This is a genomic window from Laspinema sp. D2d (assembly GCF_025370755.1).
In the GTDB taxonomy this organism is placed as follows: Bacteria; Cyanobacteriota; Cyanobacteriia; order Cyanobacteriales; family Laspinemataceae; genus Laspinema.
The window spans coordinates 185,425-198,239 of the sequence record NZ_JAMXFC010000001.1 but is presented as its reverse complement, the minus strand read 5'-3'; the positions used below and the strand labels follow the sequence as shown (position 1 = coordinate 198,239).

The following is a 12,815-nucleotide window of genomic DNA, read 5'->3' as shown; positions in this document are numbered from 1 at the left end:
CTAAAGAGGAGGCTATGTCTATTGTTAACTCTAAGAGTTTCTATCAAACCGAGGGCGGCACCTTGCCCCTGGACGCACTCACTTATGTGGAGCGCGAAGCAGACCAGCAACTCTATCAATTTGCCCGTTCCACTGAGGGAAATAGCCGGGTTTGTTTTGTGCTGGCTCCTCGTCAAACTGGCAAGTCTAGCTTGATGGTGAGGACCGCCAAACGCCTTATGGAAGAAAATTTAATCTGTGCGCGGATCAATATCCATGAATTCGCAGGCGTTGAGTCTGAGCGGGTGTTGTGGTTTAGCCTTCTGGATGAAATTTGCAAACAACTTCCCCTACCGGAACTCAACTTACCCGAGTGCCTCAAGAAATTGTGGAATCGAAAGACTGATCTAGCGCCGGGGTTGCAATTTAAAAACTTTTTGCTTGAGGAAATTCTCAGCAAAATGGCAGCAGAAAAGTTAGTGATTTTTATCGATGAGATCCAGGATTTAGTAGATTTAAAGCTCCAGAATGTATTTTTTGGCGTAATCCGAAACCTGTCAGACCAGACGGACAAACCAGAACTTAAGAAATTAGCGTTTGTGTTGCTGGGAGTCGCCAAACCATCGGACTTGCTGACCAGCACCAGTTATACTCTCAACTTAGGCGATCGCATCGAACTGGGAAGACTAACCACAGAGCAATGTAGACCCCTGCTTCTCGGTCTGGAAAAAGTCACCACCGCTCCAGCCGCTACCCTAACGCGGATTCTGCATTGGACGGGAGGTCAACCTTTCTTGACTCAAGTTATTTGCCATTTGGTCGCTACAGGGAACAGAATCGAAGATAGCGCTCAAATTGAGGCGCAGGTTGACCGTGTAGTAACTGAGAAAATTATCACCGACTGGAGGCGACAGGATAGACAATCCCATTTACAGGAGATTGAAAACTGGTTCACTAAAGTGGAGAACAGCCGCAAGCCCGAAAAGCTAAAGACCCTCGGACTTTACCGGGAAATTCTCGCCCAAAGCCCCATAGACTTTTGGCAGAATGACCCAAGGCACTGGGATTTGTTAATTTCGGGTCTCGTGACAAAAGAAGAAAATCGATTACAAGTTGCCAACCAAATTTACACCCAAGTCTTTGATCGCAATTGGATTACCAAAACAGAAACTTTACTGGAGGATAATATGCCTGAGCCATTTTCCACTATCTACGATCGCGATGTGTTCATTTTAATCGACCAAAGTGCATCTATGAGGCTCAGAGATGCGGATACCGAAGACCAAACTCGTTACGAGTATTTGAAAGAAGTGATCATGAGTCATGTAGGCGCAATCCTTTCAGAGCAAAGTCCAGAGAATCGAAATCAAGCTATTTGCGATGAAGTAACAGCGTACTTTTTTAGCAGCAAAAGAAATATAGTGGGGCCATATTCAGTAAGGAATGTTGAGCGCGTGAAAAGCTTATTTTTGGAAAATCCACCAAAAATGAAAACTTTTATTGCACCCACCCTTGAAAAGTGTATTGACACTTGGGTTCAAAAGGGTAAGCCTGCGGGTCGGGGAGCATTCTTCATCATCTACACCGATGGCCTGTTTGACGATGAGAGAGAATTCATTGAGTGCATTAGCCAAGCTTGCCAAAACATCAACTCTCATAAACAAGCGAAATTTATAGTTTTAGGATTGGGTCAAGAAATAGACAAATTTAATTTTTTAAATCTAGATTTCAACACAAACAATGCTTTACCTTTTAATGTCTTGGTTTTTGACTTAATTAACGAAATAGAAGATGGAATAATTGAGTGTTTAGAACGTCAATTAAGAGAGGATCCAATTGATGCGGACCGAGTTCCAGAATGGGTCAAAATGGAGTTTCCCGACTTCGTGGAAAAACTCAAGCAGGTTCGCAGTCAAAACGCTTGATGCAGAAGTGAGGATGTGGAGGTGCTAATTTAGAGGAGAAGGGGCGATTGGAGGAAAGACCGATCGCCCTCTGTCATTTCAAACCAAGCGATCGCCTCCCCTCATTCCCAGACGCGATCGCCTGTTATTGACTCAAGGCGATGGGAAGCGATCGCCTAAACAGTTTCGGTTCCGGTAAGGTTTCTCCGTTGGCGATCGCGGATTCTATCAACAGTTCCAACACTTCTTCCGCATTATTTAACGCCTCTTCATCGCTAGATCCATGCGTGTGGCACAACTCGCCCCACTCCGGCAAACTGACCACAAAACACTCATCTTCGTCAGACCACTGAATGACTATCGTATAATGAGATTTCATCGGTTTGAACTCTTGAGTGCATCGGCAAAGGTGCAATACTATTTTAGCTTACCCCTTGGAGGCGATCGCATCTCTACAATCTAATGCGCCTCCCTTATCTGTGCCTCTCCAGTAGCGCAGGTTTATCGGGATAAAATTCTCCGATTTCCTGGGGTAATTCTATCTTTTCCCCATTGTACGCCTGTGCCGTCAGTTTGTACAAGACTTGCGCCAAATGTTGATTAAATTGAAATAAATCCCAGAAAATTTTGTCGCCGTTAATCACATTAATTTGGCGATCGGCTATTTTGTCCGTTTCCCCTGTCATGGCAAACTCATGGCAATTGTCTCCAATTGACACCACCAGTTTAAATTTTCCAGGCTTTGGCTTCGGTTCTATCGAAAGCAGTTTTGCGTTCATTGCCTCCTCCAGTAAACACCTGTCAGGTTTCAGTATCGCCGAAAGTCCTCTCTGCTCATTCTATACCTCGTCCTCTCCCAAGGATGGCGAATTAGAAGGCTGCTGCTTTAATTTTTGGACTTCCTCAAGGCTTAAGCCAGTGGTTTGGGCGATCGCCTCTTCATCTAATAAATTCAGCAACCGTTTCGCAATTTCTCGCTGCTCCTCATTCCTGGCTTGTGACACGGCTTGTGACACGGCTTTTTGAATCGCATTTCGCTGGTCGTGGATAAACATTTCTCGATGTTCTAAGTCCTCTAATTCTTCTCGGCTCAGATTCGCTTGACTAGCGATCGCAAAGGCTTGCTCAATTTCGGGGACGGCGCTCATGGTTTCGGGTACGGTGTCTAAACTACGACCCTTTTTCATAAAGTAGAGCCACTTATCTGTGAGGGTCTCTAACTCTTCCAGTTCTTTGGTGAATTTGGGTAACTCTACAAAGACTAATTCTAAATCATAACTCAAATAATCCACCAGATAATCTTTCTCTTTCAAAACGAAGTGGGAAATCACCGAGTCAAATTCTGAAAACATTTCAAAATCAACAATGGTCAACGCAATCACTGGATTTAATAATTGGTAATCTTCTCCAACATCTAGTTGAATGGAATAGGATTTAGCGGCGTTATAGAGGATACGCTTTTCAAAACCCGCTACATTCAACACTTGCATTTCAACGATCGCTGTTTTGTTGCCGGTGATTTTGGCTTTGATATCTAGGTAAGTTTCTTTGACTCCTCGGATGCGGGGAGCAAAATAGGGGTTGAGGATTTCTAAATCTTCTATAATGGGCTGGCCTTCATAGAGCATCGCATTTAAAAAACTGATTAAAATCTCTTTACTCTGTTCAGACCCAAAGATTTTCTTAAAAGCAATGTCGGTCTTGGGATTAATAAATCTCATGGATTTGCCTCCTCAATTATGCTCTGATTTTACCCCATTGTATCGACAAGGCAGAAAAAGCAGTCGCTGTTCTAATTATACTCAAAAAATCATCAACGGTAGAGGCCATTTACAGATTGCCTCTACCGTTGATAATTGGTGAATTGCGCTTAGGTGGTAGCTTGTTCCCAACATTCCAAGGATTGACCGACGGCGATGCGGGGTAGGCGATGTTTGAATCCGCACAGGATTTCCCAGGAAATGGTTCCTAATTTGTCGGCCCAATCGTCTGCGGTGATTGAGGTGTTGCCATCTTGTCCGAGCAAGGTGACGACTTCTCCGAGTTCCAAGTCGGGAATGTTACTCACATCTAACATCATTTGGTCCATTGTAATGGAGCCAATTTGTCTCACTTGCTTTCCCCGGATCAGGACTTGCATTTGGTTGGAGAGGTTGCGGGGTACGCCGTCGGCATAGCCAATGCCGATCGCCGCGATTCTCATGTCCCGATCGGCAATATAACGATGACCGTAACTGACGCCGGTTCCGGCTGCGATCGCCTTAATGTGAGTGACTCGGGCTTTGACTTGGAGTGCCGGTTGTAATTTCAGGCGCGATCGCAGATGTGGGGCAGGATATAATCCGTATATGCCTAATCCCACTCGCACCATATCGTAATGCAACTGGCGATCGCTTAAAGTTGCGGCAGAATTAGCAAAGTGCAGGCGGGGTAAAGCGATGCCCGTTTCCTGAACTTGCCGAATTGACGTCTGGAAGCGCTGATGTTGCAGTTGCATTACCGTGGGGTCTTCACTATCCGCTGTAGCTAAATGGGAATAAATGCTAGACAATTCCAAATGAGGCAGGCGATCGACTAATTTTACGAACTCTGCCGCCTCTTGCCACGGTGCGCCCAATCGTGACATTCCGGTATCAATTTTCACATGAACCGGCACGGAATACGCATGATCACTCAGGGTTTCTGAAAACACGAACGCTTGTTTTGGGGTGCAAAGGGTGGGTTCCAACCGCCAGCGAACCATTGCCCGGATTTGGTCCGGGGTGTAGGTTGCCCCTAAAACTTGCACGGGGGCCGTAATTCCCGCTTCCCGGAGTTCGATGCCTTCGGGAATGGTGGCGACTCCCAACCATTTCGCCCCTGCCTGTAATACCGTTTGGGCGACGGTAACGGCCCCATGTCCGTAAGCATCGGCTTTAATCACTGCCATGAGGTCAGTTTTTGGGGATAACAGACGCTGAATTTCGCGGACATTCTGGGCGATCGCCCCAATATCCACCTCTACCCAGGCGCGATCGCATCGCATTGATGAAATACTCTGACTTTCCTCCCAACTCAGCATTTCTACGCACTCCTCAAGTCACTCACACCACAATTGAACTATAAATCGAACCCTGACTCCGGAGATTTCCCTAAAGTTCAACCGAATTTAGATTTGCCAGGGAGTATTTAGAATAAAAACAGGGCTAAATCTCGATCGGGCAATCTGACATCGGGTGATTTTTGGCAAAATCCAGAGAACAAAAAATGAAGCCTTCCAGAACGTTCTGGGCCCTTCATTTTTCCCAGTCCTCAACTGACCACTTCCCAGCCTGACCTATCAATTCCAGAAGAGAAGGTGTCCCAACCCATGTCTCAACCGCCTAAATCCCTGAAACTCCCCTTCCCTTCCTTCGGACTGAGGGGACAAATCCTGCCGATTATTGGGGCCACTTTAATGGGTTTATTGGGGGTCATCTATCTCTCTTCCTCTACCCTGTTGCTGGCTGGATTTGCGAAATTTGAGCAGCAAGATACCGCCCGCAATGTTAAACGGGCGGTGGATGTGTTATCCGATGAAATCGCCAAATTGAGCTTCACGGCGAACGATTGGGCTGCCTGGGATGACACCTATGCCTTCATTGAAGATGAGAACCCGGACTATATCCAAACCAATCTCAATGATGCGACGATCGCCCGTTTGCGGTTGGATATGATGCTGTACATCCATCGCAGTGGGCGAATTGTTTTTGGGCAAAAATTCAACCCGGAAACAGGAGAACGAGTCCCGGTGGAGAAAAATACCGAGGCGATCGCCTCCTTACGTCACTACCTAACTCCCGATAGTCTCCTTGTCAATCATCCCGAAACCACCAGTCTGATTGAAGGCATCCTCCAGCTTCCGGAAGGCCCTATGGTAGTGGTCTCCCGCCCCATTCTCACGGGAGAAGCGGAAGGACCCATTCGCGGGACCTTGATTATGGGGCGCTATCTCAGTGTTGAGGAAATCAAGCGTCTTGGGGAACTCACCCAATTATCGATTACCGTCCAGGAGTGGGATTCCGCTGAACTTCCCCCAGATTTCGCCGCGATTCGCCAGGGGATTAAGGAAGATCCGCCCCTCGAACCTGCGTTACTGCTACCGGACGAAACTGGAATTTTTGTTAAAGCATGGGATTCCCAAACCATTGCCGGTTATACTTTAGTGAAGGATGTTTATAAAAAGCCCGCTTTGTTGTTGCGAGTGGAACTCCCGCGTGAGATTTACCAACAAGGTCAACGAACGGCTAACTTTATCCTCTGGGTGGTACTCGTCGTTGGGGTGGCGTTTTTAGTTCTCACTTTGCTGCTGTTGGAAAAAGTGGTGCTGTCTCGACTTTCCCAGTTGAGTCAGGATGTTAATCACATTGGTAGCGATCGCGATTTGGCCGTTCGTCTCCCAGTGCAAGGGGTGGATGAACTCTCCCAACTGGCTACCCGCATTAATGAAATGTTGGATGCGTTAGATCATTCGCAGCAAGTGCGCCATGAAAGCGAACAGCGATATCGGGCTGTCATTGAACAAACCTCAGAAAGTATCTTTCTGATTGAACCCACAACCCAACGGATTATCGAGTCTAATACCGCCTTTCAAAAGCTGTTGGGTTATGACAGTGAAGAAATTCTCTCCCTGACTTTGGGAGATTTTATTGATCATGAATCCGAAAGTATTGCTTATAATATTCAACGCACTTTATCGGCCCAATCTTACCATCTCGGAGAACGCCGTTACCGTCGTAAAGATGGCTCGCTTGTGGAGGTAGAAGTGAGTGCTAATAAGATTTATTATGGGCAACGAACTGCCATTTCTGCTGTGGTTCGTGATATTACCGAACGCAAGCAAGTTGAACGAGAACTCTACCAAGCCAAAGTGACAGCAGAATTGGCGAATAAGTCTAAAAGCCAATTTTTAGCCAATATGAGTCATGAATTGCGAACGCCTTTGAATGCGATTATTGGGTATAGTGAGATTTTGCAGGAAGAAGCAGAAGAACTAGAACCGGAGGAGTTAAATGCTGATCTAGGAAAGATTGAATCTGCTGGTAGGCACTTGTTAGGACTGATTAACGATATCCTGGACCTGTCTAAAATTGAGGCGGGAAAAATGGAGTTATATTTAGAGTTTTTTCAAGTCCCGGATACCCTTCAGGAGATTGTCTTTACGGTGCAACCCTTGCTACAAAAAAATGGGAATCAGTTACAAGTAGACTGTGAACCTGAGATTGGAGAAATGTATGCCGATGTAACAAAAGTGCGTCAAATTTTATTCAATCTGTTAGGGAATGCCTGTAAGTTTACTAATCAGGGTACAATTTTTCTGCGGGTTTGTCAGAAAGAAGGAGAAATGATTATCTTTGAGGTGAGAGATACGGGGATTGGGATGACTCCCGAACAGCTTGATAAGCTCTTTCAACCCTTCACCCAGGCGGATACTTCCACCACGCGCAAATATGGGGGAACTGGGTTGGGATTGGCGATCGCCAAACAATTCTGTCAAATGATGGGGGGTGATATTACCGTTGATAGTGAACTCGGCAAGGGTTCAACTTTCACCATCCACCTTCCCCTAACGGTACGCCTCTCGACTCCGGAGTTAGTATCTGAGTCCATTCAATCCTAAAGGAGTGAAGTCGTTACGACAAACAGTCGGTAGAACTCACAAAAAATAGAGTGACTCATTCCTCTCCAGGTTTTGTTACTCTAAGTTTATAGGGAAACCTTCCGAGTCGATTGAATATCTGGGATTGGGACCAGCATCTTGGCATCAGGGTCAGTTGTTGGGGGAGAATGGGAACAGCACAGGGGTTGCCCTCCTCAAAACTCCCATCCTCCATGCTTTATCTTTTGGGAAAGGGTGCGATCGCCTGCTTGCTGCTGTTATATCGGGTGCTATCTGAATTCTCCTAAATTGTTTTAAACACAACGGATAAATCGATGCTTAATGGATTCACCTCTATGTTCAATTTGCTCAACGCTCGTTTATCGCGTCGCATTGCTTTATGGGTATTTATTAGCATTGTTGTGGTGGAAGCCCTGATTTTACTCCCTTCCGCTTATCGCCGTGAACAGGAACTCATTCAACATTTAGAAGATGTTGGAGTCGCCACTATTTCTCCCTTACTGCGGTTGTGTGGAACCCAAATTACCGCTCCCAAAATTCACCAAGTCGCACAGCAGTTAATGTTAGAATCTCGAGTGGCTGGCGGTCACGTTTATACCCAGGAAGGTGAGGCGATCGCCTCCTTTGGTGAATCCCCGGAGTTGAACTTTAATAATGTCATGAATACTCCTGCTGTGCGCCTCCGTACAGCCGATGGCAACCGTTATGAAATGGCGATGTGGACCCAAGCCCAAGGAAATCCCTATCTGGTCATTGTTCGCCTTGATTCTTCTCAAATCAAGACCGAAATTAAAGCCTTTATTATCCGAATTTTCGGCCTAGTCATTCTGATTTGTATTTTTGTCACCCTGGCGACTTTAGCAGCCCTCGCACCGGCGGTTATTGCTCCTATTTTGAAACTGCGGAAGGCGTTGATTGCGGTGGGAGAATCACCCGGAGCAGTTAGGGGAGATTTGGATTGTCTGGCCCTCGCCAAAAATCGTCAAGATGAATTAGGGGATGTGCTGATTGATTTTAACCGGATGAATCACCAAATCAATCAATATTTCCAAGAACTTCAAGAAAACAAAAAAGAACTAGAAAATTTAGTAACCGAGGTAGAAATTGCCCGAGACAAATCGGAAGAACTTCTATTAAATATTCTCCCTCCTACCATTGCGCAACAATTAAAACAGGGAGCGTATCCGATTGCTGAAAGTTTTCCCAATGCTACGGTTTTGTTTGCTGACTTGGTGGGATTTACTCAGCTTTCCACGGAAGTTCCGGCGGTAGAAGTGGTGGAATTACTCAATAAAATATTTTCCATTTTTGACCAACTTGCGGAACTGTATGCGGTGGAAAAAATCAAGACCATTGGCGATGCTTATATGGTGGTGGGAGGACTTCCACAACCGCACCCTGATTGCGCCAAGGCGATCGCCCAAATGGCCCTGGATATGCAGCAAGAGGTTCGCCAACTCGCCGCAGAAACCGGCATACCCTTAACGATTCGCATCGGCATCAACAATGGTCCCGTGGTTGCTGGGGTGATTGGCATTAAAAAATTTATTTATGATTTGTGGGGGGATACGGTCAATACCGCTTCCCGTATGGAATCTCATGGCATTCCCGGCCAAATTCAAGTCTCTGAGGTCACCTATTTCCTCCTACGCGATCGCTTCCAATTCGAGTCTCGCGGGGCGATTAACGTCAAGGGCAAGGGAATGATGAAAACCTATCTCCTCCTCGGGTTGAAGGAGGAACCCACACAGGAGATCAAGGTCACCGCTTCATCCTCAACGGGATCAGCTGATACCGCCTCCAGTTCTCAAGGCCCTTAAGTTTCCCAAAAAAACATTGAGGAATTTTACACAGTCTGGTCAAGCTGTGCTAACATCTGTAAAAATCTTCTTTTTATATAGAGACGCAATGGGCAAGGTTCTAGTCCTTAACGCCTCCTACGAACCGCTCAACATTACGAGCTGGAGGAGGGCCATCGTGCTATTGCTGAAAGGGAAAGCCGAGCAGGTCGAACACAACGGGAAGTTTATCTATTCCGATGTTCCCCTGCCTACGGTGATTCGGCTTCGGCATTATGTCCGCATCCCGTATCATGAAATTCCTTTGACCCGGAGAAACATCCTACATCGTGACAGCCATACTTGTCAATACTGTGGTTATTCCGGAGATGAATTGACTTTAGATCATGTCATTCCGCGATCGCGAGGGGGTCCCGAGAGTTGGGAAAATCTCGTCTCTGCCTGCGTCCGCTGCAATGTCAAAAAAGGAAACCGAACTCCGGAGGAAAGTAAAATGCCCCTAGCCAGAATACCTCGCCGACCCTACAGCAGCCTTTATTTTGAGGTGAGTAAGCATCTCAAAAGCGGGCTACATCAAGAGTGGCAAAAATATGTAATTGGTGCTTAAAACCCCTTGTAGTTGGTTCAACTATGAGGGGTTTTTGCCAAGAGTTCCTGACCTGGGCGATCGCTTACGGCACTCGAAGCGCTATCGTAGAGTTATTCTATAAACGCAGGCAATAACCTCAAAACGGTTAGTCGTCTGCGATTGGCCGTACAGTGGATGCACCGAATTGAGGGGAAAATTAGTGGAGGAATCGAACACCGACCTCGGTCCAATAGCCGTTCGGGATGGAACATTACCGATCCTTTCTGGCGATAGTAAGCAATGGCTAGATCCTCTAAGCGCCACGAAAGCCGAAGCACTGCGGCAGGTTTTGCAGCAGCATGGCGGCGATCGGCACTTAGTGGTTCTCCAAGACTTCCCGGACCCCGACGCTATGTCTTGTGCTTGGGCTTACAAATTAATTGCTGCCCAGTATGATATAGAATGCGATATTGTCTATGCCGGAGCGCTTAGTCACCAGGAAAATATTGCCTTGGTGAAACTCACGGGATTGCCTGTGCAGCGCCTGCCTTTAGAAATCGCTAAAACCAAGGATTGGTCTATCTACAACGGCTGCGTGTTGATTGACAATCAGGGAACGACTTCTCAGCTCTTTTCCCTGTTAAAAACCGCAAATATTCCCTTGATTGTGGCGATCGACCATCATACGATTCAGGATGAATTAAGCGCCAAATTTCTGGATATTCGCCCTCATATTCGAGCCACGGCCACCATTTTTACTCAATATTTGATGGCCGAATTGCTCCGCCTAGATATTAACGTCAGCGATCATGTCAAATGTGCCACGGCGTTGATGCATGGGTTGCGATCGGACACGAATCAACTGCGCCAAGCCCGGGAAGATGATTTCATGGCAGCGGCTTATTTAAGCCGATTTTATGATAGTCAATTGATTAGTTCAGTCTTACAAGCCTCTCGGTCAAAACGGGTGATGGATGTCATCGAGCGATCGCTGAAAAATAGAATCGTTCAAAATAATTTCTGTATTGCGGGTGTCGGATACCTGCGTTACGATGACCGGGATGCTATCCCCCAAGCGGCAGATTTTCTCGTCACCGAAGAAAACGTTCATACCGCCGTTGTCTATGGCATCGTTCATGATGAAGACGACGATATTGAATTAGTTACCGGGTCTTTAAGAACCAATAAATTAACGTTAGATCCAGATGAATTTATCAAAGAAGCCTTTGGGAAAGATGCTCAAGGGCGCTTCTTTGGCGGAGGGCGATCGCAAGCAGGCGGATTTGAAATACCAATGGGATTCCTGTCCGGCAGCAACGATAGCAAAGATTTTGCCCGCATGAAATGGGAAGTCTTTGACCTTCAAATCAAACAAAAGCTGCTAAAATTAGTCAGCCCCAAAGATGATTTAATTCATAGCACTAATTAACATCAGTGGGATTAGATAACCAACTCTAAATTCCATGAGAAAACCCATCATCGGCATCATGGGTCCCGGTTCTCATGCGACAGAAGCCGACCTAAACCATGCCTATCAACTCGGAAAACTCATTGCCGAACAGGGGTGGATTCTATTAACTGGCGGTAGAAAAGCCGGAGTCATGGATGCCGCCAGTCAAGGAGCAAAATCCGCCAAGGGATTAACCCTTGGCATCCTCCCGGGAGAAGATAAAACCGGCATATCTGATGCCATTGATATTGCTATTCTAACCGGCATCGGTAGCGCCCGAAATAATATTAATGTCCTAACGAGCGATGTCGTCATTGCCTGCGGAATAGGAACCGGAACGGCTTCAGAAATTGCCCTAGCATTGAAGGCGGGTAAACCAGTTATCTTATTAAATGATAGCCGAGAAAGTCATCAATTTTTCAGCTATTTAGAGCCGGAACAAGTGATAATTGTGCAGAGTCCAGAGGAGGCTATATCCCGAGTTAGGGAAATTGTATCGCGTCAGGACTGCTAAACTAGAGAAAAATTTAGCAACTGCCATTACACACTATGAAGTAATAGAGGGCGATCTAACCGATCGCATCCAAATCAATCCCCAACGCCGCCAGTTGTTCCGTAGAGAGCGATCGCAGTTTCTCTTGCAACTCTTGCCGCTTTCGCCGTTCCAATTCCTTTTCTTGTCGTTCTTTCTGCGCTTCTTCCTGACCGATAAGCAACAAATTCCCCTCTAAATCCCACCAGCGCAACCATTTTGGGGTTTGATTTTGATAGCTTCCTTCCCAAACTCCTAACTCTACTTGCATCGGCGGAATAGGATAATGGCCGCGCTCGTTTGGTGTCATCTGCTGATAGAATCCATCAACGTGGTGATACACCTCCAAACTGCTATCTCGGATCGAAAAAATCCCATAATAAGGTGCCCGAATAATCTGCTCGTACACCCAAAACTTACCGGGTTTTGTCACCGCTCCCTCGTCACTCCGATATAATGGGGTGCGATCGCGTTCCTCACTGCCATCTCCGGACGCAAATTCTAACACGATTCTCGGCGCAATATGTTCTCGCCAAATCACATAAGAACGCCGATACTGTCCCTGTAATTTTGGGGGAACATTGCCCACGTAAAACCAATCGGGAGCCTCGGCACCCTTTTCCGGGGGTTCGGTTTCACGCCAATAAATCCCGCAATCTTGACCAATGCAATAATATCCATCGGGATGCAGGCGTTGGAGGGTGGAAGTTAGGGAGTCCGTGAGCAGCAGACTTTGGGGATGTTCTTGAAAATTCTTCACAAACGTACCATCAGATTCGGGTAATTGGGTGTGGTCTGGGAAAAAGGGTGGTAAATCGGTTTTGGTTACTGTCTCAGTCATAATATTTTTTCATAAATTTGTGTTGATTTTGATTATAACTCATACTAATTGACTAAGGGGAGAATTAGTATTCAATGATGTCATCCCCTTGAAATTCTCGCCAT

12 protein-coding genes are annotated in these 12,815 nt (G+C 46.3%); 7 read left to right on the top strand and 5 right to left on the bottom strand.

Annotated elements, in window-relative coordinates; all coding sequences use genetic code 11:
• Positions 1 to 14 precede the first annotated feature (14 nt).
• Positions 15 to 1,904 carry an AAA-like domain-containing protein gene (locus NG796_RS00870; protein WP_261204024.1) on the top strand — a complete coding sequence of 630 codons (1,890 nt, stop codon included), beginning with the start codon at positions 15 to 17 and terminating at the stop codon, positions 1,902 to 1,904.
• Positions 1,905 to 2,028: 124 nt separating this feature from the next.
• On the opposite strand, the gene NG796_RS00865 is transcribed toward NG796_RS00870, so the two are convergent.
• The 4 genes from NG796_RS00865 to alr form a co-directional block, all read right to left on the bottom strand.
• Positions 2,029 to 2,262, bottom strand: coding sequence for a type II toxin-antitoxin system HicB family antitoxin (locus tag NG796_RS00865; protein ID WP_261204023.1), 234 nt, complete (start codon positions 2,260 to 2,262; stop codon positions 2,029 to 2,031).
• Positions 2,263 to 2,356: 94 nt separating this feature from the next.
• Positions 2,357 to 2,662: a hypothetical protein gene (locus NG796_RS00860; RefSeq protein WP_261204022.1), complete on the bottom strand. Its 306-nt coding sequence runs from the start codon at positions 2,660 to 2,662 to the stop codon at positions 2,357 to 2,359.
• A 60-nt stretch (positions 2,663 to 2,722) separates the two neighbouring features.
• A complete protein-coding gene (locus NG796_RS00855) occupies positions 2,723 to 3,604 on the bottom strand; it encodes an Rpn family recombination-promoting nuclease/putative transposase (RefSeq protein WP_261204021.1) in 882 nt (293 codons plus the stop codon).
• Between the two features lie 149 nt (positions 3,605 to 3,753).
• Positions 3,754 to 4,944: an alanine racemase gene (gene alr, locus NG796_RS00850; protein WP_261204020.1), complete on the bottom strand. Its 1,191-nt coding sequence runs from the start codon at positions 4,942 to 4,944 to the stop codon at positions 3,754 to 3,756.
• A gap of 288 nt (positions 4,945 to 5,232) precedes the next feature.
• Here alr and NG796_RS00845 point away from each other — a divergent pair, with 288 nt between their 5' ends.
• From NG796_RS00845 to NG796_RS00820, 6 genes are all read left to right on the top strand, one after another.
• Positions 5,233 to 7,521 (top strand): CHASE4 domain-containing protein, encoded by a 2,289-nt coding sequence (locus tag NG796_RS00845; protein ID WP_261204019.1) that lies wholly within the window; start codon positions 5,233 to 5,235, stop codon positions 7,519 to 7,521.
• A 124-nt stretch (positions 7,522 to 7,645) separates the two neighbouring features.
• Positions 7,646 to 7,798, top strand: coding sequence for a hypothetical protein (locus NG796_RS00840; protein ID WP_261204018.1), 153 nt, complete (start codon positions 7,646 to 7,648; stop codon positions 7,796 to 7,798).
• A 58-nt stretch (positions 7,799 to 7,856) separates the two neighbouring features.
• Positions 7,857 to 9,341, top strand: a complete 1,485-nt coding sequence (locus tag NG796_RS00835) for an adenylate/guanylate cyclase domain-containing protein (protein ID WP_261204017.1) — start codon at positions 7,857 to 7,859, stop codon at positions 9,339 to 9,341.
• Positions 9,342 to 9,429: 88 nt separating this feature from the next.
• Positions 9,430 to 9,927 (top strand): HNH endonuclease, encoded by a 498-nt coding sequence (locus NG796_RS00830; RefSeq protein ID WP_261204016.1) that lies wholly within the window; start codon positions 9,430 to 9,432, stop codon positions 9,925 to 9,927.
• Positions 9,928 to 10,108: 181 nt separating this feature from the next.
• Entirely contained in the window at positions 10,109 to 11,317 is a 1,209-nt protein-coding gene (locus NG796_RS00825; protein ID WP_411268778.1) for a DHH family phosphoesterase, read from the top strand.
• 34 nt (positions 11,318 to 11,351) lie between these two features.
• Positions 11,352 to 11,852: a TIGR00725 family protein gene (locus NG796_RS00820; protein WP_261204015.1), complete on the top strand. Its 501-nt coding sequence runs from the start codon at positions 11,352 to 11,354 to the stop codon at positions 11,850 to 11,852.
• Positions 11,853 to 11,907: 55 nt separating this feature from the next.
• On the opposite strand, the gene NG796_RS00815 is transcribed toward NG796_RS00820, so the two are convergent.
• Complete coding sequence (locus NG796_RS00815; protein ID WP_261204014.1) at positions 11,908 to 12,711, bottom strand: Uma2 family endonuclease; 804 nt, start codon at positions 12,709 to 12,711, stop codon at positions 11,908 to 11,910.
• Positions 12,712 to 12,815: the final 104 nt, after the last annotated feature.

Excerpts from the sequence above, each read along its gene's own strand:
- NG796_RS00870 (WP_261204024.1), top strand. The coding sequence starts at position 15 with ATGTCTATTGTTAACTCTAAGAGTTTCTATCAAACCGAGGGCGGCACC.
- NG796_RS00865 (WP_261204023.1), bottom strand. The coding sequence starts at position 2,262 with ATGAAATCTCATTATACGATAGTCATTCAGTGGTCTGACGAAGATGAG.
- NG796_RS00860 (WP_261204022.1), bottom strand. The coding sequence starts at position 2,662 with ATGAACGCAAAACTGCTTTCGATAGAACCGAAGCCAAAGCCTGGAAAA.
- NG796_RS00855 (WP_261204021.1), bottom strand. The coding sequence starts at position 3,604 with ATGAGATTTATTAATCCCAAGACCGACATTGCTTTTAAGAAAATCTTT.
- alr (WP_261204020.1), bottom strand. The coding sequence starts at position 4,944 with ATGCTGAGTTGGGAGGAAAGTCAGAGTATTTCATCAATGCGATGCGAT.
- NG796_RS00845 (WP_261204019.1), top strand. The coding sequence starts at position 5,233 with ATGTCTCAACCGCCTAAATCCCTGAAACTCCCCTTCCCTTCCTTCGGA.
- NG796_RS00835 (WP_261204017.1), top strand. The coding sequence starts at position 7,857 with ATGTTCAATTTGCTCAACGCTCGTTTATCGCGTCGCATTGCTTTATGG.
- NG796_RS00830 (WP_261204016.1), top strand. The coding sequence starts at position 9,430 with ATGGGCAAGGTTCTAGTCCTTAACGCCTCCTACGAACCGCTCAACATT.
- NG796_RS00820 (WP_261204015.1), top strand. The coding sequence starts at position 11,352 with ATGAGAAAACCCATCATCGGCATCATGGGTCCCGGTTCTCATGCGACA.
- NG796_RS00815 (WP_261204014.1), bottom strand. The coding sequence starts at position 12,711 with ATGACTGAGACAGTAACCAAAACCGATTTACCACCCTTTTTCCCAGAC.